The organism is Mucilaginibacter gynuensis (genome assembly GCF_039541195.1).
Lineage (GTDB): Bacteria > Bacteroidota > Bacteroidia > Sphingobacteriales > Sphingobacteriaceae > Mucilaginibacter > Mucilaginibacter gynuensis.
The window spans coordinates 18156-39479 of record NZ_BAABFT010000006.1 but is presented as its reverse complement, the minus strand read 5'-3'; the positions used below and the strand labels follow the sequence as shown (position 1 = coordinate 39479).

At 44.3% G+C, this 21324-nt stretch carries 17 protein-coding genes; 9 read left to right on the top strand and 8 right to left on the bottom strand.

The features are described from left to right. Positions 1 to 7: 7 nt before the first annotated feature. Positions 8 to 3124, bottom strand: a complete 3117-nt coding sequence (locus tag ABD894_RS13140; RefSeq protein ID WP_345211503.1) for a SusC/RagA family TonB-linked outer membrane protein — start codon at positions 3122 to 3124, stop codon at positions 8 to 10. A gap of 184 nt (positions 3125 to 3308) precedes the next feature. On the opposite strand from ABD894_RS13140, the gene ABD894_RS13135 reads away from it, so the two are divergent. From ABD894_RS13135 to ABD894_RS13120, 4 genes are all read left to right on the top strand, one after another. Then, positions 3309 to 3644 carry a PadR family transcriptional regulator gene (locus ABD894_RS13135; RefSeq protein ID WP_345211502.1) on the top strand — a complete coding sequence of 112 codons (336 nt, stop codon included), beginning with the start codon at positions 3309 to 3311 and terminating at the stop codon, positions 3642 to 3644. 23 nt (positions 3645 to 3667) lie between these two features. Further along, positions 3668 to 5365, top strand: coding sequence for a PspC domain-containing protein (locus tag ABD894_RS13130; protein ID WP_345211501.1), 1698 nt, complete (start codon positions 3668 to 3670; stop codon positions 5363 to 5365). Beyond that, a complete protein-coding gene (locus ABD894_RS13125; RefSeq protein WP_345211500.1) occupies positions 5362 to 5580 on the top strand; it encodes a hypothetical protein in 219 nt (72 codons plus the stop codon). Before ABD894_RS13130 ends, ABD894_RS13125 begins: the two co-directional genes overlap by 4 nt. 127 nt (positions 5581 to 5707) lie before the next feature. Beyond that, the gene (locus ABD894_RS13120) at positions 5708 to 8209 is read left to right on the top strand and encodes an outer membrane beta-barrel protein (RefSeq protein WP_345211499.1); all 2502 of its coding nucleotides are present in this window, start codon (positions 5708 to 5710) and stop codon (positions 8207 to 8209) included. 99 nt (positions 8210 to 8308) lie between these two features. Here the strand turns inward: ABD894_RS13120 and ABD894_RS13115 are convergent, their stop codons facing one another. From ABD894_RS13115 to ABD894_RS13105, 3 genes are all read right to left on the bottom strand, one after another. Then, complete coding sequence (locus tag ABD894_RS13115; RefSeq protein ID WP_345211498.1) at positions 8309 to 10795, bottom strand: M14 family metallopeptidase; 2487 nt, start codon at positions 10793 to 10795, stop codon at positions 8309 to 8311. Positions 10796 to 11093: 298 nt separating this feature from the next. Beyond that, positions 11094 to 11618 (bottom strand): DinB family protein, encoded by a 525-nt coding sequence (locus tag ABD894_RS13110; RefSeq protein WP_345211497.1) that lies wholly within the window; start codon positions 11616 to 11618, stop codon positions 11094 to 11096. 241 nt (positions 11619 to 11859) lie between these two features. Then, entirely contained in the window at positions 11860 to 12753 is an 894-nt protein-coding gene (locus ABD894_RS13105; protein ID WP_345211496.1) for an alpha/beta hydrolase fold domain-containing protein, read from the bottom strand. A gap of 262 nt (positions 12754 to 13015) precedes the next feature. Here ABD894_RS13105 and ABD894_RS13100 point away from each other — a divergent pair, with 262 nt between their 5' ends. From ABD894_RS13100 to ABD894_RS13090, 3 genes are read left to right on the top strand one after another with little or no spacing between them, the layout of a single operon-like run. Continuing rightward, entirely contained in the window at positions 13016 to 13990 is a 975-nt protein-coding gene (locus ABD894_RS13100; RefSeq protein WP_345211495.1) for a hypothetical protein, read from the top strand. Next, positions 13974 to 15104 (top strand): glycosyltransferase, encoded by a 1131-nt coding sequence (locus ABD894_RS13095; protein WP_345211494.1) that lies wholly within the window; start codon positions 13974 to 13976, stop codon positions 15102 to 15104. Before ABD894_RS13100 ends, ABD894_RS13095 begins: the two co-directional genes overlap by 17 nt. A 4-nt stretch (positions 15105 to 15108) precedes the next feature. Beyond that, positions 15109 to 15675 carry a DNA-3-methyladenine glycosylase I gene (locus tag ABD894_RS13090; protein WP_345211493.1) on the top strand — a complete coding sequence of 189 codons (567 nt, stop codon included), beginning with the start codon at positions 15109 to 15111 and terminating at the stop codon, positions 15673 to 15675. 85 nt (positions 15676 to 15760) lie between these two features. On the opposite strand, the gene ABD894_RS13085 is transcribed toward ABD894_RS13090, so the two are convergent. The 4 genes from ABD894_RS13085 to dapF all read right to left on the bottom strand — a co-directional run bounded on the left by ABD894_RS13085 (position 15761) and on the right by dapF (position 19139). Next, positions 15761 to 16282, bottom strand: a complete 522-nt coding sequence (locus tag ABD894_RS13085; RefSeq protein WP_345211492.1) for an O-acetyl-ADP-ribose deacetylase — start codon at positions 16280 to 16282, stop codon at positions 15761 to 15763. Positions 16283 to 16349: 67 nt separating this feature from the next. Beyond that, positions 16350 to 17105: a DUF4846 domain-containing protein gene (locus ABD894_RS13080; RefSeq protein ID WP_345211491.1), complete on the bottom strand. Its 756-nt coding sequence runs from the start codon at positions 17103 to 17105 to the stop codon at positions 16350 to 16352. Beyond that, the gene (locus ABD894_RS13075; RefSeq protein WP_345211490.1) at positions 17102 to 17818 is read right to left on the bottom strand and encodes a M23 family metallopeptidase; all 717 of its coding nucleotides are present in this window, start codon (positions 17816 to 17818) and stop codon (positions 17102 to 17104) included. Before ABD894_RS13075 ends, ABD894_RS13080 begins: the two co-directional genes overlap by 4 nt. Positions 17819 to 18350: 532 nt before the next feature. Continuing rightward, positions 18351 to 19139 carry a diaminopimelate epimerase gene (gene dapF / locus ABD894_RS13070; protein ID WP_345211489.1) on the bottom strand — a complete coding sequence of 263 codons (789 nt, stop codon included), beginning with the start codon at positions 19137 to 19139 and terminating at the stop codon, positions 18351 to 18353. 187 nt (positions 19140 to 19326) lie between these two features. On the opposite strand from dapF, the gene ABD894_RS13065 reads away from it, so the two are divergent. Next, positions 19327 to 20853: a Do family serine endopeptidase gene (locus ABD894_RS13065; RefSeq protein ID WP_345211488.1), complete on the top strand. Its 1527-nt coding sequence runs from the start codon at positions 19327 to 19329 to the stop codon at positions 20851 to 20853. Between the two features lie 94 nt (positions 20854 to 20947). Then, entirely contained in the window at positions 20948 to 21319 is a 372-nt protein-coding gene (locus ABD894_RS13060) for an MmcQ/YjbR family DNA-binding protein (protein WP_345211487.1), read from the top strand. The last annotated feature ends 5 nt before the right edge of the window (positions 21320 to 21324 follow it).

Genomic DNA, 21324 nt, shown 5'->3' with positions numbered 1-21324 from the left:
CTTTTCTTTATAAAGTTACTGATAGAGTTGCTCCGAAATAACGGGTTGGAGGAGTTTGACCCAAAGAAGTAATACCAATAGCATTACCATCTGTAAAGTTAAACTCAGGATCGGTATACAAGTTTGATTTTGGTAACCATAAAGCCAGGTTACGACCTTGCACACTGATAGTTGCACCTTTAATGTATTTTTGAGTACCCAATAATGATTTAGGAAGATCGTAAGCAATTGATACCTCACGCAGTTTCCATGATGCACCATTGTAAACATAGTTACTTGCTACGTTAAGGTTCCTGTTATTATCAGCAAAGAAACCGGCACCACCGTCAGCTACTAACACATTTGTGTTGGCAATGTATTTACCAGGGTTTGCAGGATCTTCGTAAGAAGAGTTTGGCATAACAAAGCGCTCACGGTTGAAAGTAGTAGTTCTTACAGATGCACCTGAGAAATCATATGTACCTGCACCGCTATTGTAAATTACGAAACCGCCACGGTATTCAGCTAAAGCTGCAACCCTAACAGATTTGTATTTAACTTCCATATTTAAACCTAAACGTTGTTTAGGGCTGGTATTACCCAGGTATACTTGAGCTTCAGTTGGGCTTGGGTAACCGGTAATACGGTCAACAATAACACGACCTTGATCATCACGTTTGTAATCTGAACCAAATAATACAGGATATTGCAGACCTTTAACAGCATAAGTTTGAGCATTAGCACCGGTGTTTAACTGTAACCTGTCAACATCGCTGCTTATTGATACAACTTTATTTTCGTTGAAAGTGAAGTTACCACCAAGGGTTACTTGCCAGCCTGTAGCTGTTTTCAACGGAATAACGCTTAATGTAGCTTCAACACCTCTGTTACTAACTTCACCTGTATTTCTTAAGTAAGAAGTATAACCAGATGCGTTAGATACGCCTGTAGGTACAGTTTGGTTAGTAGTGTTTGTTTTGTAGTAAGTTACAGTAGTGCTGATACGGTTGTCAAGCAGGTCGGCATCAAAACCAAACTCAATACCTTTTGTGATCTCCGGTTTCAAGCCTGGTGCTACTAAACGATCACCAACACTGTAACCCGGACCAGAAGAGTATGGATAACCAGCTGCCTGAGAAAAGATTGGTGCCAATGCATAAGCATCAATGTTAGCCAAACCAACTTTGTAAATGTTACCCCTTACCTTTAAGCTGTTTAAAATTTTGTTGTTCTTTAACGCTTCAATAGCTGATGTTGGGATGAACGCAACGTCAACAGATGGATAGAAGAAAGAACGGTTTTCAGGAGATAAAACAGACAACCAGTCGTTACGGCCGGTAGCGTGTAAGGTTAAATAATCTTTATAACCCAATGTTAACGCACCATATAAACCAACCTGACGCTTAGTTGTTGATGATTGGTTACCCCCAACGTTTGGAGTATAACGGGCATCTACGTTAAACAGGTCTCTTTGTATTAAACCGTTCGCAGTAGTAGTTTGACCATTATCAACGTTATTACGGATACTTGCACCGGCGGTGAAGTCAACTTTGTAATCACCAAATTGCTTTACGTAGTTACCCAACAGGTCTGATGTTAACTGAGTAGCAAAAGAGCTGCCATCTTGCACATCACCCGGGATATCATTCCTTTTTTGATCACTTGTACCAATTGATTTTGTATAGTTAGATAATACAAATTTGTTGGTATATGATTTATAAGATGTATTTGCAGCAGTGATACCAATACGGTAAGTAAAGTTTAAGAAATCAAGCGGGCTCCATTTTAATTCAGCTTTACCTATCAAATAATCATTTCTGGTATTTTGACGGTTATTGGCTAAAGTATAATATGGGTTAGCATAGTACTCATTGTAATATCCGTTAGGACTTGCAAACGGATTGTTTTGCCAGTCTTTATAATCAGTTACTCTAACGTTATCAGGGCTGTTCAGCAACTGATCGTACATGGCACCTGTTTCGGTAGTAACGTTATACCTATTTTGAACATAGTTGGTATTATACGTCAAGTTTACTTTGTTACCTAAGTCACGGGTACCGTTAGCACGGATAGACAAACGATCATATCTGTCTTGAGGTGTTGTACCTGCTTGCGTTACGTACTGACCGGCAAAGTAAGTAGTTGATTTATCATCACCAGAGTTAATAGAGAAATCTGTTTGATTGGTTAATCCATTTTCCCAGAAATCGTTTTTACCATTAGTTGAAGCATAAGGCAACATTTGTATTCTGCCATCTTCAATAGGCTTACCAACTTCTCTGATAGAGCCATCGAAAGCCGGACCGTACTGCTGATTTTCATAAGGAATGTAGGCCTGAATATCTGTATTAGAACCTGAACCAAATTGCTTTTGCAGTTTAGGGAAATAACTTACCTGCTCAATGCTGGTAGTATTTGAAATTCTGATAGAGGTTTGACCGCGTTTACCTTTTTTAGTAGTAATGATTAACGCACCGTTTGATGCATCAGAACCGTAAAGAGCCGCAGCACCCGCACCATTCAGTACTTGCACGTCTTCAACATCTTCAGGGTTAAGGTTACCCAAAATAGAGTTTGGCACAATAACGTTATCTAAAACAATTAAGGCCTGGTTGTTACCCAATAATGAGCGGTTACCACGCAATACCAAACGAACCTGTGGGTTAACACCGCTACTCACGGTATTTACCTGCAAACCTGCTACTTTACCGGAAAGCGACGACGCAACGTTTACTGCCTTACCTTGTGTAAGCACTTCCGGCTTAACTGTGGTTGCGGCATAACCTTGCTCACGTCTTTTTACGTTAATACCACCCGCAGATACAACCACTTCGTTCAATTGACGAGTGTCTGAAGACAGGGCTACGGTAACATCACTGCTCGAAGAGATATCACTCTCAACTGTGGCGAAACCGATAAAAGAAATTTGAAGAGTTTTTGCTGAAGCAGGCACGCTCAGCGTAAATTTTCCGTTTGCTCCGGTTTGAGTACCAATCGTAGTACCCTTTACCTTTACTGACACTCCCGGGATAGGCAACCCATCCTCTTTGGCCGTAACCGTACCTGTTACCGTACGGTTTTGTGCGAATGTCTGAGTTACGCATAACATCAGAAAACACAAACTTACTAGTAGAAGTTTTTTCATTTCGTTAATAAATAAGATCAGTTAATAGTTAATTAAACATAAAAGTAATGTTACGCTGGCAAAAAGTCAAATAAAATCTGCAAAAAGGTGCATTTATTTTAAAAAAACGCCCAAATAAAAAAAATATGATAATTCTTAGTACTATGTATTGCATAATACATTCTTAAACATATATCTTTGTATTATGATTGTAGAAAACACCCAAACCCAAATGCGGAAAGGTATACTGGAGTACTGTATACTTTCCATCATAGCTAAGGGCGAAACTTATGCATCTGATATTATTGCTGAGTTGAAAAAAGCCCAACTGCTTGTAGTTGAGGGTACTTTATACCCTTTACTTACCCGGTTAAAGAACAACGGACTGCTTACCTACAACTGGGTAGAGTCAACCTCGGGCCCGCCGCGAAAGTATTATGTGCTGGCTCCCGAAGGCAAAGCAGTGCTTGAACAACTGGATAAAACCTGGAAAGAATTGGAATATGCGGTACATACTGCCGTGGGCGACAGAAACAAATAACCACATCCCTCAAAATTATTATCATGAATAAAACAATTATCATCAACATAAACGGTACCGTCTTTCATATCGAAGAGGATGCCTACGAAATACTTAAAGCATACATGACGGATGTAAAGCGTCATTTTATGCACTCGGCCGATAGCCTGGAGATAACTACCGACATTGAAAACCGCATTGCCGAAATGTTCAGCGAGATACTGGCCCGCGAAAGCAAGCCCGTTATTGTTGAGCAGGACGTAAAACTGGTGGTTGAACAAATGGGCACCGTGCAGGATTTTGAAACCGCCGAAGAGGATGAGCAGGCAGCAACCGGCCAAAACTATGCCCCTAATAACTATACCGCACGCAAGCTCTTCCGCGACCCGGATGATCATTTAATTGCGGGCGTTTGCGCCGGAATCGCTAATTATTTCGATATACAATCAGTTTGGGTGCGCTTATTGTTCGCCATAGCTACTCTTTTTGGCGGCGCAGGCTTTATTATATATGTGATTTTATGGATTGTGGTGCCAAGGGCGATTTCACGTGCCGACAGAATGGCCATGAAAGGCGAAAAACTCAATTTGCAGGGTTTCAAAAAGAATTTCGAGGAAGAAATGGGCTCTGTAAAAGAAAACTTAAAGAATTTTCAGCACGAGGCTCGTCCGTTTGTATATAAAACACGGGATTTTTTCGGTGATTTTTTCCAGCACCTGCGTGCCTTTTTTAGTGGCAGCGGCATGCTTTTGGCCAAAATTTTTGGCATGATCATTATCCTGAGCGCCCTTGCCGGCCTGGTTGGTTTGATTGTTTCGGTGATCGCGTTCCTGGTTTATGGCAATAGCGGCATATACAACCTGTTTCCGTTTAACATCGTAAATCACGAAGCCAATACGGCTTTCCTGGTGTGTGGTTTCCTAATACTGGCAATGCCTTTATTAACCGTTACGCTCCTTACCATATCAGCAGTATTTAAAAGCGACTCGTTTAACCGCACTACAGGCTACAGCTTTTTAATTATATGGATAGTATCGCTTTGTACAGTAATATACTATACAGCTAAAGCAACTGCCGATTTCCGCGCATCTGCAAGCTTCCGCAAAAACATTAATATAGTACCATCAAAATCGGGCACTTATTATTTAAAGCTGAACGACATTAAATACCTGAGCGGCGAAGACAGTATCCGCTACAAAGTGAAAGAGCGCTTTAACGGCATGATCATTATTGACAGCGACGATAACGGCGACGACTTTGATTCACCGGGCAGCAATATCAGGATAGAAATAGAAAAAAGCGATGTTGACAGGCCTATACTGGTAGAATCGTTCAGCGCCCGCGGCCGCGATTATGAAGAGGCTTTGCTAAACGCACGCAATGTAACTTACCAGTTCACCCAGCAAGATTCGGTTTTGAAGTTTTCATCACGACTGGAAAAACCTACAGACAGGCTATGGCGCAACCAACGTGTGCGTTTAACGCTAAGGGTACCGATGAATACCAAACTGGTTATCGATACCGACCTCGGCCGTTACCTTGACGATGTAGGCATTTATGATTGCAATACGGTAAACAAACAGGACGACGCCCCTGCCGCAACCTTTATCATGACGGCCGATGGTATACAATGCAAAGTTGATACGCTGGTACTGCCTAAAAGGGAAGCCGTAGCCGACACTATTATAAAAAGGGATACCATTGTTATTAAACACGACACTGTTATAACTAAAAGACCATGAACGCATTAATAAAATATATAAGCCTGCTGCTATTCAGCGGGCTTATTATACCTTTTTACTATTATCACACACCGGGCAAAAACGCGCCTGTATCAAAAAAGATAAAAGCCGCTGTGCAACGAACTAAAAACACTGAAATAACGCCCGAAAAAAGCTTCTCCATAATAGAATTAGCAGCAGCTACCCTGATCCCCTCATTAAAAATTTCAAAATAAATGTAACCAAAGGCAGTGTTTGTGCATCTTATATACAGATAACAAAACGTTTGCCCTTGCCTATCATTCTACCTTGAATACGGTTTGTAGCCGGCAAGCTTAAATTTCATACACTGATTTAAAAAACATGAAAATGCTTTTACAGGATACCTATTGCCCTAAAAACACCTTGCCCATACGCCTTACTATCAGTAAAGTTTGCTTTGCACTGCTTGTGTTTTTTGCCGGCATCACCAATATATACGCGCAGCCTAACGCGGCAACCCAAGGTAAAATATCAGGAAAGGTGCTCAACGAAACCGGAAAGGTTGTTGATTACGCTACCGTTAGCTTGCTAAAAGCCCAGGATTCGGCCGTGGTTAAAGGCACGTTGAGCAACGAGGCCGGTTTATACACGTTTGATAATGTAAAACCCGGCGACTATATTATTGTAGCAACCGTGGTAGGTTACAGCAAAACAGCCAGCAAGGCGTTTAGCATAAGCGCCGCGTCGCCAAATGTTACTGTACCGGCATTAAACATGCAATCCACCAGTCGCACGCTAAAAGCGGTAAATGTAACGGCCAGCAAGCCTCTTGTGGAGCGCAAGCTCGACCGTACGGTAATGAATGTGGAAAACAGCGTACTTGCAGCAGGCAACAACGCGCTCGAAATTTTGGAACGTGCACCGGGTGTTTCTATAGATAAGGATGATAACATCAGTTTGCGTGGAAAACAGGGCGTAACCGTAATGATCAACGATAAGCTTACCTATCTCTCGGCAAACCAATTGGCGGCGCTACTTAAATCAACCGATGGCTCTACCATACAATCCATCGAGATCATTACCAATCCATCATCAAAATATGACGCGGCCGGAAATTCTGGCATCATCAACATAAAACTTAAAAAGAATAAGCTATCGGGTTCAAACGGCAGTCTTACAGCCGGCGCGGGCATGGGTAAACATTTCAGAGACAATACCAGCCTCTCGCTTAACTATAAAAACGGCGACTGGAACTTTTTTACCAATCTAAGCCGCGGCGATCAAACCCGCGAAAAACTGATGAATATAAAACGGGTGGTTACCAACTCGCAGGAACAAACCTTTTTCGACCAGGAAACCACCTTTTTAGAAAGCGTACACTATAATAACTATCGTTTTGGGGTCGACTATAATACATCGGCCAAAAACGTGTTGAGCTTTTTGGTAAACGGCGACTATACCAATGAGTACGGCGACAATATCAGCGCGGTAAAAATTGGCCATATTTTCGGCGGCAGCGATTCTACCCAAACTACCTTATCTAAGGTTGACCCTACTTACCGCAACATCGCACTAAACCTCAACGACAAATTTCAGATAGACACTTTAGGGCAGGAACTAACTTTTGATGTGGTATATTCAAAATTCAAGAACAATTCGTACGCGCTATATGACACCCGCTTTTTTGTACCCGGCAAACCCGATGGCTCGTTAGTTATCCGCAACCTATCGCCATCAACCATCACCATTAATACCCAAAAGGTTGATTATGTAAAGCCGCTTACCAAAACCCTGAAACTGGAAACCGGCGCCAAATTTAGCGCGGTAAAAACCACCAACGATCTACAGGCAGAGATAAAACAAGGCGATACCTTTATAAATGACACCACACGGTCAAACCTGTTTGTTTACGACGAAAAGATAAAGGCTGGTTATATTAACCTGAGCCAGGAATTTAAAAAGCTATCGATACAAGCCGGCTTACGCGCCGAACACACCTCATCAACCGGCGATTTGGTTACCACCCACAACGTGGTAAAGCGCAGCTACCTTAACTTCTTCCCTACTTTGTTCATCAACCAAAAGCTATCTGAAAAGAACGAACTGGGTTTTAGCTATAGTCGCCGTATAGATAGACCAAGCTATGATAACCTTAATCCTTTTGTTTATTATCTCGACCCATATACTTACTCACAAGGCAACCCTTTTCTGAAACCGCAATACACCAACTCGTTTGAATTAAACTATACCTATAATAAAACCATCAACGTAGGCATTGGCTACAGCCACACTACCGATGCTATCACCGAAATCATACTAACCGATACCATTAAAAAGGCGACGTTTCAAACCACATTGAACTTTAAAACGCAAGATTCATACTCTTTGAACATTAGTTCGCCATTCACTATTAATAAATGGTGGAGCGGTGATGTTAACTTCAATGGCTTTTACAACACCTTTAAAACCGACTCTGTTTTAGGCGGCAATGTAGATAAGGGACAAGCGGCCTTCCAGTTAAGGTTAACGCAAACTTTCCTGTTTCTGAAAGGGTTTAAGGGTGAGATTTTCGCGTTTTACCGCTCTAAGCAGGTATTTGGTATTTATGATATTAAACCGCAGTATGCTATTGATGCCGGGATAAGCCGTTCGTTCCTAGATAAAAAGCTTAACGTAAAAGCGGCGTTAACCGACATTTTCAACATCCGCCGTAACAATATAAACAGCAATTACCGCGCGGTAGACCTTGCCATAAGGCAGAACAATGATACCCGCGTAGGCCGTGTAACAGTAACCTATAACTTTGGCAACAGCAAAATAAAACAAAGAAACCGCAGCACCGGCGCCGACGAAGAAAGCAGCAGGGTGAAGTCGGGGAATTAATATGAGGCTCGAGGTTTCTGGTTTCAGGTTCGAGGGTTTGAAGGCGTAAAGGCTCTTTACTATTCCCCGAACCTGAAACCCCGAACCCGGCCACTGAACCTACTGCACCATAAACACCGCGTTACCGAACAACAGCTTCCCATTTTCCCAAAAACTGCGGAACAGGGGATCGTCGGCTAAGTAAACGATAGTGCCACGACCCGATGATTGCGTGCCGATCAGCATACCATCGACCAGTTTGGCTTTGCTTTTTTGGCCTACAAAGCCCGATACGTAGGCGTTCTTTTTAATAGTGCCTACATTCCAGCCTTCGTTATCGCCAAGGTAATCGTACACTTCATCATTTAACTTAATGGTATAATAATCGCTTGGTAAGCCGAAGCCCAGCGGGTGGGTATTATCCAGCGCCATTTTGTATATGGCACCCGGTACATTCGTTTTTATGGCTTCGCGATCGCGGTCAGCGTAGATACGGGCGCTGCCTTTATCGTCTTTCTTTTCTTCCTTCTTTTTAATGGCGAATGTTTTTTTATCCGCCAGTTGTGATACCGCGTTCTGTAAAGCGATCAGCTTGCCGCCACCCTGTACCCAGCTTTGCAGTCTCTCCGTCGGGAAATCATCATAATCACCATCGGGGAAGATGGCTACATCCACATCGGCCCAGCGTACACGGTTAAGGTTATCATAGTTCACCAATGTTACGGGGTAACCTATTTGCTGTTCAAAAAAGTGCCATATTTCGCCCATCGCTTCTGATGATACATCGCTGCCGCTCACCAATACAATTTTAGGTGCATGGATGTAGCGTATATAATCCGACCCGATATCGGCACCTTTATCTACAAAGCCGGAATTTAGCGCGACCAATGAACGCTGGTTTTTATCGGCAATGGTATGGATCACCTTGTCAAAGTCGGCACGGTCATTCCCGGCACGGGTAATAATGAGCGACCCTGCCGTAAACTTTTTGCCGCCTGCTTCAAAAGGTTTTTCGGAGTAGCGTACTTTTATCTTGTTTTTCAGCAGCTCTGCCAAAAATTTAACATCGTTTACCGATTGCCATTGCGAAACGTACGCATAAGCATGCTCCGCATTGGTGGCATTAACCACAGCTGTCGGCTTATAGGTAGCGTTCACTGGTTTTACACTTTCTTTTAAAGCATAAGCTTTTAGGCCATACGCGTAAGGCAACGACCAGCCCGTAATATCGTACGTATTTGAATCGGCGATGAAGGTTTTAGGCTCCAGCAGTACATTTAATAATACCGATTTTGGCTGATACGCGTTGATCACCAGGTCGCCGTCGCCGGGTTTGTATTGCTCTGTTTTAGCCGATGTATAGCTGTAACCGCTAACCGGCTTACCAACACCATAACCATATTCAATGCCGTTTCTGCTTAGCAATTGGGCAAGGGCGGTTATCTTGTCATTATTATCGTTTTTAATAACAAAGGTTTTGTATTCGCCCGGCGGATTGGTGCGGCTGTTATCATAATACTTTTTAAACTCGGTCAGTCCCTTTTGCGCGTTTGCCGAAGCGGCTTCCACGGTACTTAAACCATTGGAATGGTGATGCGCGATGCGATCTGCAAGGGTAAGCGTATCGCCCACGCGCGTTTGTACTGCCAGGCCAGCCCCTATTCCTCCCTGCTCATACGTCATGCCGATGGAACCGTTATATAGTGGGTAAGTATCGCCGTACGATGGATATAGCAGATCGAAGATCTCTTTAGTAAAATACGTCCAGCCGTTTTGGTCAAAGTACTTGGCATTGTTTTTACCTATGAGGGTTTGAAACTCGCGCTGCCATGGCGTAATGTCTTTATGAAAAGGCTCTGCTGCCGGTGCGAAGTAGTAGGGTGAATTATAGCCCTGTTCATGAAAATCGACGTGCACCTCGGGCAGCCATTTATTGAACAACGCCACACGGCCTTGGGTTTCTTTTTGCAGTTGCCAGGCCCAGTCGCGGTTAAGATCGAAAAAGTAATGGTTGGTTCTGCCGCCCGGCCATGGTTCGCTGTGTTCGCGGGCCGCGGGATCGGCATTTGGTGTTTCGCCCTTAACGGCATTATAGAAGTTTACGTAGCGGTCGCGTCCGTCAGGATTTAAACAAGGGTCGATAACCACCACCGTGTTTTTCAACCAGGCTTGTGTACGGGTATTGCTGCGGTCAACCATATCGTACAGCGTTTGCATAGCCGCTTCGCTTGAGCTTGGCTCGTTGCCGTGCACGTTATAACTTAACCATACTATTATAGGTGTATTTGCGCTAACTGTACCGCTGCCGCCAATACCGGCAAGATGAAGGTTATTGTTGCGGATTTCTTCCAACCGGCCAATATTCTCGTCGGACGCGATGAACATGGCCATCAGCGGCCGCCCTTCGTTGGTGGTACCATAAGGTACCAGCTTTACATTTTTAGCCGTTTTGGCTACATAATTAAAGTATTCGGCAATGCGGGCATGATAGGTAAACTGCGAACCAAGTTTATATCCTAAAAACGCGGAAGGGGATTGTATGCTTTGTGCAAAGGCCGAAACAACACAGCCAAGGCAAACCAGCAGAACGTAAAATTTTTTAGCCATATGATAAAGGCTAAGCTAAAAAATAATTACCTAATTAAATAGCAAGTATTTGCGCGGCAGTGTGGAATAAGTAAGGTGTATAAACAACAAGGGGCCGTAGATGATTTATCTATCGCCCCTTGTTAAGAGTGATCAGTCATTACAACTAATAAAAAACGCGTCTTTGCGAGGTACGAAGCAATCCCAAACTATACAGATCGGGGATTGCTTCGTCGTTCCTCCTCGCAATGACAGCTTTTTTATTTTTTAACAACTTCTTTGGTTATTTAACACCGGTGGTTCGGCGTTGGTGATTGTATTAGGCAACGTTTTCCTGCGGCAGATCATACAAAGCCATTTCATCGGCACTTGGACCATAACTGCCCGGGATAGGGATATCAAGCAGACGAAGGAATACACCCAATTGTGCGCGGTGGTGCACTATCTGGCAAAAGGCGGTACGGATCATTTCTAATTTGGTACACACCAGGTAGATCTGCTCGCCGTTACGCAATGTCCAGTCGGGCAGCAGGTCGTCTTCAGTGGCATTTTCCAGGCTGTTCTTAGCGCCGGCTAATGATTGCTCCAGTTTTTCGAGCAGGAGCGCGTTGTTATCTATCTGTTCTTCTTTAAAGTCGCCTGCGGCAAAATCAAGTTCGGCAGTATTAAGTGCCAGGCCTACCCAGTTAGGCAGATCAACAATGTGCGAAGCCAGGGCACGAATGCTCATGCTTTTTGGATGCGGTTTCCAATCATATTTATCAGCCGGAATTTGTGCCAGCATTTTGCGGGTAGTTACCGCTTCTTCACTCATTTCTTTTAACAGGATCGGGATAATTTTCATGACGTTTGGTTTTTGTTATTGTTTATGATTCAAAGTAACCATGCGCCGGTGACAGCCCTATGTCAGCAGGAAATTGAGGAGTGAAGTTTTTTTGAAAATAATGTTGAAGTATGGTTTTAAAAGATAGGACGACAGACAATAATGGGACTTTCAGACTTACGAAGTTTTCAAAACTTCGTAAGTCTCCCTATCAGCTTACCTAAGCATGTGACATTCAAATTTAATGGTTGATTCTCCCCAATTACTTCAACACCTCATTCAAAAAGTCGATCACCTTTTTTTGCATGGCGGGTGCAGAAAACTCACCGCCGGCATGGCCTACTCCGGGGAGCTTTACCAGTTCTGCTTTTACACCGGCCAGTTTAAGGCGGGCGTAAAACTGGCGGCTTTCCCAAAACGGAACAAGCTGGTCTTTATCGCCATGGAAGATGATGAACGGAGGGTCATCCTTATCAATATAAGTAACCGGACTGGCGTAGGCCGCAATATCGGGCCTGTCCAGCGTCATGGCGCCTAACAGGCGGGTTACTGCCGATTTTTCGTCATCGTAATCAAAAGACAGGGTGGCGGTGCCGTGCACCACGTTAAAATCTGCCGGACCGTAAAAATCGAGCACTCCCCTGATGCGGATCTTGCTGCTTTTATTAATATCGTTATAAAAACCCTTTACCTTATTATTATAGCTTAGCCCAATTAACGATGCCAAATGCCCGCCTGCCGATCCGCCGCCGATGACGAACCTGTTAACATCGAGGTTATATTTGGCGGCGTTCTTCCATATATAATATATAGCCTCGTTGCAGTCAATAGCCTGCGCGGGGAATATGGCATGCTGCGAAAAGCGGTAATCAATACTGGCAATGGCGTAACCCTGTCCCACCAGGTAAGCTACATCTATCCATTTTTTAAAGCCGCCTTCCCAGGCTCCGCCGTGAATCCATAAAATAACGGGCATTGGCTTTTTGGCATTGTTGGGGATATACAGGTCGAAGTTTTGCTGCGGGTGCCCGTTCGCCACATAGGGGATATTGCGGATGAGTTTGGTATTGGGCAAAGCGAGGGTATCTGCCTCCTGCGCGCTGGCACCGGCGCACACCAATAGCAATAGCATAATAAGGTAGCTGAACTTTTTCATTGGGTTTATAGGTTTATATAGTAAAAGTAATATTTAAAAACGCGGTAAATAAATCAAAACAAAAAATCGTTAGCGGCTGTATACCTCTTGTTTTATTTACCATTCATGAAAAATACTTTACCCTGCGTCCCGGTTTTATTCAGCTATAGTGCCTTTGTTCAGTCTATTCAAAGCATTTTGTAAATAACTATAATACACGCTTGTTATCGCATGTTTTATAACTTGCCCTTTCTTTTTTAGTAATATTGCCAAAATTCAGCTCTTGACCATCTACGCGAAAAAGATATTATCATGGTTAATTAAAGCCGCTATACTGGTTTTAACCTTCTATTTTATTTACCACCAGTTTGTTAAAAAGCACGATGCCCTTAACGATTTTACCAATCACCTTAAAACGGTAGGCCAAAACCAGGTGATCATCACCCTTGGCTTCGTAGTGTTGCTGATGCTGGTTAACTGGGTGCTCGAATCGTTTAAATGGTGCTACCTTACCCTCGAACTGGCCAACCTTACTATATGGCAGGCCATAGAAGGGGTTTTCCATGGTTTAACCTGGGCCATTATTACACCCAACCGCCTTGGCGAATACGGTGGCCGCATTATGTTTTTGCCGCCGCGCAAACGTATTCATGGTGTTTTCGCAATGGCCGTGGGGGCGTTCGCTCAAAATGTAATTACCAATGTGCTGGGCGCAAGCTCTGGCATCCTTTTCCTTTACTTATATGTATCGGTAAACTCTTTGCTTTTTGCAGGCCTATGTGTTGGCGCGTTCTTTTTGATAGCGGGTTTCCTCGTCTTTTACTTTAATATCAACTGGCTGGTAAGGTTTCTGAACAGCATCCGTTTCCTTAAAAAGTATCACCGCTTTTTTGATATAATGGGTCGCTACAAAAAAGCCGACCTGCTTAATATCATGTTCTTTTCGCTGGCGCGTTTCTTCGTGTTCTCGTTCCAGTATTATTTGGTGATCCATTTGCTGATCCCTCAAATTTCATTGGCTACCATGATGCTGGTCATCTTTGTGTTTCTGTTCATCCAATCGGCCATACCATCGCTCGATGTGATAGATATTGGCGTACGCAGCCTCACCGCTACCACTTTGTTCAGCTATGTAACGCAGCAACCGGTGGCCGTTATTGCCGCTGTTTCGTCAATATGGTTCATTAATTTAATAATTCCCGCTATTTTAGGCTCGGTATTCGTTTTAAAACTCAAATTCTTTGATCGCAATTCATAGCGCGGCCTCGTTGCTGCTTACTTCCTTATATTTAATTGTTGTACTTTACCTGATACGGGGCTGGAGCAATTTAAGGCGCCCTAAAACCACCACTACTGATTTTACCACTAAAGTAACCGTGCTGATTGCCGCCCGTAACGAAGAGGATGGCATACACCTTACTATTGAAGATATTTTAGCGCAGGATTACCCCAAACATTTAACAGAGATCATTATTGTTGACGATCACTCTACCGACCGCACTGCCGACATTATTCGCAGTTACGCGCCGCAGGGGGTACGCCTGCATCAGATGAACGAGGGCGAAGTGCTCAACTCCTATAAAAAGAAAGCCATTGCCGATGCTATCCGCATGTCGCAAGGGGAACTGATGGTGGCTACCGATGCCGATTGCCGCATGGGTAAGCGTTGGTTATCATCCATTGTGAGTTATTACCAAACCAGTGGCGTTTCCATGATCTCGTCGCCGGTAACCTATTTCCAGGAGCGGTCTGTTTTTGAGCGGATGCAAACATTGGAGTTCAGTTACCTGATAGGCATAGGGGCTTCATTTATTGGCAACAACCGGGCATCAACCTGCAACGGGGCCAACTTCGCTTACCGAAAAGATCTTTTTTACGAGGTGGGTGGCTTTAAAGGTATCGATGATCTTGCGTCGGGCGATGACGAACTGCTGCTGCAAAAGGTAGCTGCCATTTACCCCAACCATATCGGCTTTTTAAAAGAGCGCGAAGCCATCGTATATACCCATGCCAAGCCCGATCTGGCTGCTTTTATGCAGCAACGCCGCCGCTGGGCATCAAAATCAACCCGATATAAAGATAAAAAGGTAGTGGCTTTGGCTGTTGGCATGTGGCTGTTCAACCTCTCGTTACTGGTGAATGCCTTGCTGAGCTTTTATGATGTTTACTTTTTTTACCTGTTTTTAGTGCAGTTTGCCTTGAAAACGGTATTTGAGGCGATATTCCTGCTGCCTGTGCTGTCGTTTCTTAAACGGGTTAGCCTTATTGCTTTGCTTATTCCGCTCTCGCCATTACACACCTTATATTTGATATATATTGGTTTAATGGGCAATGCCCGCAAGTATGCCTGGAAAGGGCGCATAGTACGATAACACCATGACCACGAGTAAAAAAGAACCTACACGCTGCCGCTGGGCAGGCACCGATCCGCTTTACATTAAATACCACGATGAGGAATGGGGCAAGGAAACGCATGATGATAAGGTGCTGTTCGAGTTCCTGGTGCTCGAATCGGCACAGGCAGGTTTAAGCTGGATCACCATTTTGCGCCGCCGCGAAGGTTACCGTAAAGCATTCGTCAATTTTGATGTCCACAAGGTGGCCGCTTTTACCGATGAGGATGTGGAGCGACTGATGCAGGATACCGGCATTATTCGCAACCGCCTAAAAATACTGGCCGCTATTAATAATGCCAAACTGTTCATCGGCATACAAAATGAATTTGGCTCGTTCGATAAATACCTGTACAGCTTTATGCCTGATGGCAAACCAATTATTAATCACCCTGTAAGTTCGGTACCTGCAAGCACACCCGAAAGTGATGCCATCAGTAAGAATATGAAAAAACGCGGCTTCAAATTTTTCGGCACCACTATTTGTTACGCCTATATGCAAGCCACCGGCATGGTGAATGATCATTTGGCGAGTTGTGATTTCAGATGATCTCTTTGGATTACACCGATTGGGGGTTGATTTCACCGATTTTGACCTTGATTTATGGGATTAAGAGGATTGTATTGATTAGCTATTAAATCAGCCTTTCATATAATCCATAATTCTCATTGTCAAAGCAAACAAATATCACTTGCTCAATACTGTCATTCTCCGCTAAAAAATCTTTTACCGTGGCAATAGCAATCTCGGCGGCTTTATCCTTCGGGAAGTGGTATATCCCGGTGCTGATGTTGGGGAAGGCGATCATTTTAACATTGTTTTCCACCGCAAGCCGCAGGCTGTTTCGATAGGCATTGGCCAGCTGCTTTTCTGCTTTTGCGGCACTGCCGCTATTCCAAACCGGACCAACGGTGTGTATCACATATTTAGCAGGGAGATTACCACCTGTGGTAATTACCGCTTCGCCGGTTTTGCAGCCGCCTTGCCGGTCGCGTATTTTTATACAGTCATCTAAAACGGCTTTACCACCTGCGCGATGAATGGCACCATCCACGCCGCCCCCGCCAAGTAAAGAGGTATTTGCCGCGTTAACTGTAGCATCAACGGCCTGTTCGGTAATGTCGCCCTGTATTAGTTTTATTTTGCTGTTAGCCATGTTGATATAACCTTAAATAACCTAAGATGTTCAAAATATAAGCTGTGCCCCAATTTTTATGAAGAGATCAAAATCGCTTCAGATACTTTTTATCCACCAATTCTCCGTAAGGGATATTAGCCTGTTTATCAAGACTGAACCATGGCCCATGCTGATCTTGTAATACCTGTATGTTTTGCGCGGGCATAAAACTTTGCGCCAGCAGGAATACCTTTTTGTTCTGGCTGTTGGTAGCCACATTAAGAACGATGAAACAATGGCCCGGCGAACCGCCCTTTATAAACACATCGCCAATTTGCAACTGATCGGCATTGCCGACCGTTTTTAATTCTTTATCTAACGACAACGTTCCGGCGTAAGAGAATACCAGCGTGAGGTAGCGTAAAAAGTTATCGTGTCCGTAGTCTTTTTTGCCTTTTAGTACCCAACGTTCGTTTGCGTAACGGTAGCCATTGGCATAGTGTACCCAATCGCACTTAAAACCGCTGGTAAAGTTAAAGCTGATGCCTTTATGGTTTTGTTTACTGTACAGGTATTCGGCCCGCACGCGAATCACCGCGTCAGCGCATTGTTGCAAGTCCCGGCTGCCAATGCTCATGTCGATTATAGCGGCAGTGTAAACATCGGTACGGGCAATATCACCTTTGTAAGTTTTGGCCGGTGTGCCTGCCGGTTTCAGCGCCAGCGTTTGCAGCCAGTGCGCAAAAGAGCCGCTTTCTGTTTTCGCTACTGTATAGCCCGATGGTGCTTTAAACCTATCGGCAATGGTGTTGTTAGCAAGCGGTAAATAAAGTAGTGTGATTAAGGCAAGGATAGTTTTCATGATCGTTTACTGCTGATGAGTTGCTGATATGGGTTAAAAGGCTCGGGGAACTTATTATTAAGCCCGAACGCCGAGAAATGCAGATGTGTAGGCGAACGTTTTTTATAAGCGTTTAACCCGGTTCGACCAACTTCGGCTATCTTTTGACCTTGTTTAACTACATCGCCCGGCTTAACAAATATCGCGTTGTTGTGGGCATAATAGCTAATGATGTTTTGCTGCGGATGATATACCCAAATATACTTTCCGCCACGCAAAGTACTCTCCGGTGACCACACATTACTGCACGCGATCACGATGCCGTCATCAACCGCGAGTACATTAACGGGTTGGTGGGTATTGTCGTCGATGCCGTCCTGGTTTTTATCCTTAATAAAAATATCATGTGCCGGGTGTGCCGAATGTTTGTTACCGTCAAAATAGCTATACCCTTTGGCCGAATACCCATTGCCCTTATAGCCGCCAATCGCGCTGGCTCCATAACCTTGCAGCGGGAAAACCCAGGATGTATGTTTTACGGCAACTGTTGGCGCTGCCTTAAGTTTTAATATAAGCGGGGCGAATTGCGTTGCTGCTGCTTTCTTACTGATGATATTGTTCAACACGTCGGTATTCAGCTGGTCTATCTGCTTACAAATGGTAGTTGCATCCTGTGCTATGGCTTGCGCCGATATGCTTAGAAATGTAATAAGGATTATTAATTTGGTTTTCATATTGGTTTAACAAGATAAAGCTAAAAATATTGTTAGAAGAAGTAACAGTTAAGATTCGGGAGGTAGTACACCCCATTGTTACGGCGAGAAGATTCTGAAGAGTACAGGACGGGGTGACCAGTTTTAAACAGGTTTTTTTAATTCCCTCCTTGGGGACATAGCCGTCAATTTAAGGTTTTAAGCAAACCGCATAGTTAACTCACCCGGTCTACGCTTCGCTGGACCTGCCCTCTCTGCGCAAGCGCAAAGAGGGCTAAGAAAAACAAGAACCCCTCTTTCCGCTTGCGGAGAGAGGGGTGACGAGCGAAGCAAAGTCGGGGTGAGTCGATATGCCGCTATAATATTTACTCTCTCAAGTAAATATTTCATTGATCAATATTTAAATTGACGACTATGCTCCTTGGGGAGGGGTGCGTTGGGAATTGCGTAGGCAGGGAGGGGTTTGTACACTATTTCAAATGCGAAAACAAGGTGAAGAACCCCTCCCTACACCCTCCCAGGGGAGGGAATCGCACATTGCCACCCTTTTATTTTACGCTATTTCAATATCGCCCTCAAATACCAGTACGGCGGGGCCTTCTAAAAATATATTGGTAAACAGTTCGCCGTCGTAATTAAAGCGGATGTTGAGGTCGCCGCCTAAAACTTTGATGGGGGTGGTGATGTGCCCTGTCTGGTTTTGGTGTTTGGCCATGGCCAGCGCGACTGCGGTAACGCCTGTTCCGCAAGCAAAGGTTTCGTCTTCAACGCCGCGTTCAAAGGTGCGTACAAAGTAGCCCTCATCGTTAGGTTCAACAAAGTTGATGTTAATGCCTTCGGCGCGGTAAGTATCGTTATTGCGTATGGCAGAACCTTCGTGGTACACGTCTTTATCTTTCAACCCGTCGGTTAATTGCACGTAGTGCGGCGAGCCGGTATTTAGTACATAGGCATCGGCATCGCTGGTGATGCTGTTCACGTCAATCATTTGCAGGCTCACCCAATCGCCGCTTGCTGTAATTTTGGCATAATGCGGACCATCGACCGCCAAAAATTCCGTTTCGCTGTCTATCACCCCTAAAAACTTAGCGAAGGCTACAATGCACCTGCCGCCGTTGCCGCACATGCTGCTTGGCTGTCCGTCGGCATTATAGTATACCATTTCAAAATCAAAACCTTCCTTTTTTTGCAGGAACATGATACCATCGCCCCCAATACCGAAACGGCGGTCGCAAAGGCGCTCCAACAGCTGCGGATCGTTATGATTTACAATGTTTTTGCGGTTATCGATCAGTATAAAATCGTTACCGGCACCCTGGTATTTATAGAAATGTACTTTCACTATATTTTTTAAATAATATTCAGCGTTTAATATTACCAATAACTACAAATATATCTGTCATTTACCTGTTAATTAAGTTTAACATTTTTTAACAAAATAGGCAATAACATACGGGGTATCATATCGTCTATATGGTATTATATTTGAACTAAAGGTTTTAACCCTAAAAAAAGAAAGAATAATTGATATGAAAAAAGTTGGTTTAACATTATTAACCGCGTTTGTAGGCGGTGCAATGGCGTTAGGCACATACAAAGTGTTCGAGAAAAAGAGCGCTGATAATATGTCCTTTGAGGATCGCCAGAAAGTTTATTTTACAAACAACCCTGCAACGGTATCATCTGCCGGCGCGGTTGATTTTACACAAGCGGCGGGCGCGGTAACGCCCGCGGTGGTTTATATACGCACAAGTTATTCATCAAATCAGGGTGGTGGCCGTAATCCACTCGAAGAAATGTTTGGCGATATGCTGGGTCAGCGTCAGCGCCCGCAGGGTGTGCAGCAGGCTTCGGGCTCGGGTGTTATTATCTCTCCGGATGGTTACATCGTTACCAATAACCACGTAGTTGAAAAGGCCGATAAGATCACCGTTAACACGAATGATCACCGCCGCTTTGAAGCGAAGGTAGTAGGTACCGACCCTAATACCGACCTCGCCCTGATCAAAATTTCGGCAACAGACCTGCCTATCGTAAAGTTGGGTAACTCTGATGAGGTGAAAGTAGGCGAGTGGGTACTTGCAGTGGGTAACCCCTTTAACCTTACTTCAACCGTAACAGCGGGTATAGTAAGCGCTAAAGGCCGTAACATCGGTATCATCGGCAGCGAGAATAACGACGAGGATGAAAATCCGTTTGGCCGTACGCAAATGTCGCAAAAGCCAAGGCTGAATAAGGCTATCGAGTCGTTCATCCAAACAGACGCGGCTATTAACCCGGGCAATAGCGGCGGCGCGCTGGTAAATACCAAAGGCGAACTGATCGGTGTTAACTCGGCTATCGCTTCGCACACCGGCTCGTACGAAGGTTATGGCTTTGCCATCCCTATCAACCTGGCTAAAAAAGTATTGAACGATATTCAAAAATATGGTTCGGTAAAACGTGCCTATGTAGGTATCAGCTTTACAGATCTTGATCCGGATAAGGCGAAAGAATTGAACATCAGCAGGACTACCGGCTTATACGTTAGCGACATTGTTGACGGCGGTGGCGCTGCCGCGGCAGGTATTAAAAAAGGTGATATTATTACCAAGGTAGAAGGTGTACCGGTTTACGAATCGTCAGACTTGCAGGAACGTGTAGGCCGCCTGACTCCGGGCGATAAGCTGAAGATCACTGTACTGCGCGATGATGCGGAGAAAGATTTTAACGTTACTTTAAAAGGTGATATCCCTGCGCCGAAAACAGCAGCCGTATCAAAATCGGCCGAGGAATTGTTTAACCGTTTGGGCGCCAGCTTTCAGCCGCTTAGTAACGCGCAAAAAGCTAAATACCGTGTAAGCAGCGGCGTAATTGTAACACAGGTTCGCCCTGGTCGTTTATTTGACGATACCGAAATTCCTGAAGGATCTATTATCACCAATATCAACAGGCAGCCAATAAACAGCATTGCCGATATTGATAAGGCGATCACTAATCTGCGCAATGGTCACTTGGTAATAAAAGGTTATTATCCTGATGGTACCGCGTTTAACAATATGTTCCAGGTGCAATAAAGCCTTGAGTGTAATGAATAGTTTTCTGAAAAACCCGGCATTAGTTTGCCGGGTTTTTCTTTTTTATAGCTGCACGGTTTTGTAACTTAGCCACATGAACGCGCCTAATGATAATGCCTTTTTAAGCCTTCAGTTTGCGCGTAGCGTGGTTATGCCCCTGCCCGGTGTAACCGAAAAAATATGTTTTGATACCCCCGCGTTTTACGCCAATAAAAAAATATTCAGCAGGCTTAAAGAGGACGGGCTTTCGTGGGTAATGTATACCGAAGAGCGCGACAAATGGATGCAGGCCGACCCCGAAACATTTTTTATAACCGACCATTATGTTAATTACAACTATATGCTGGTTAACTTAGCCACCGTAAACCCGGCCGATCTGCAATTGTTGCTGATTACCGCGTGGAAGAACCGGGCTTTGAAAAAGCAGGTTGAAACCGCGCTGGCGCAAGGGCTTATCAACGAATAAAACAA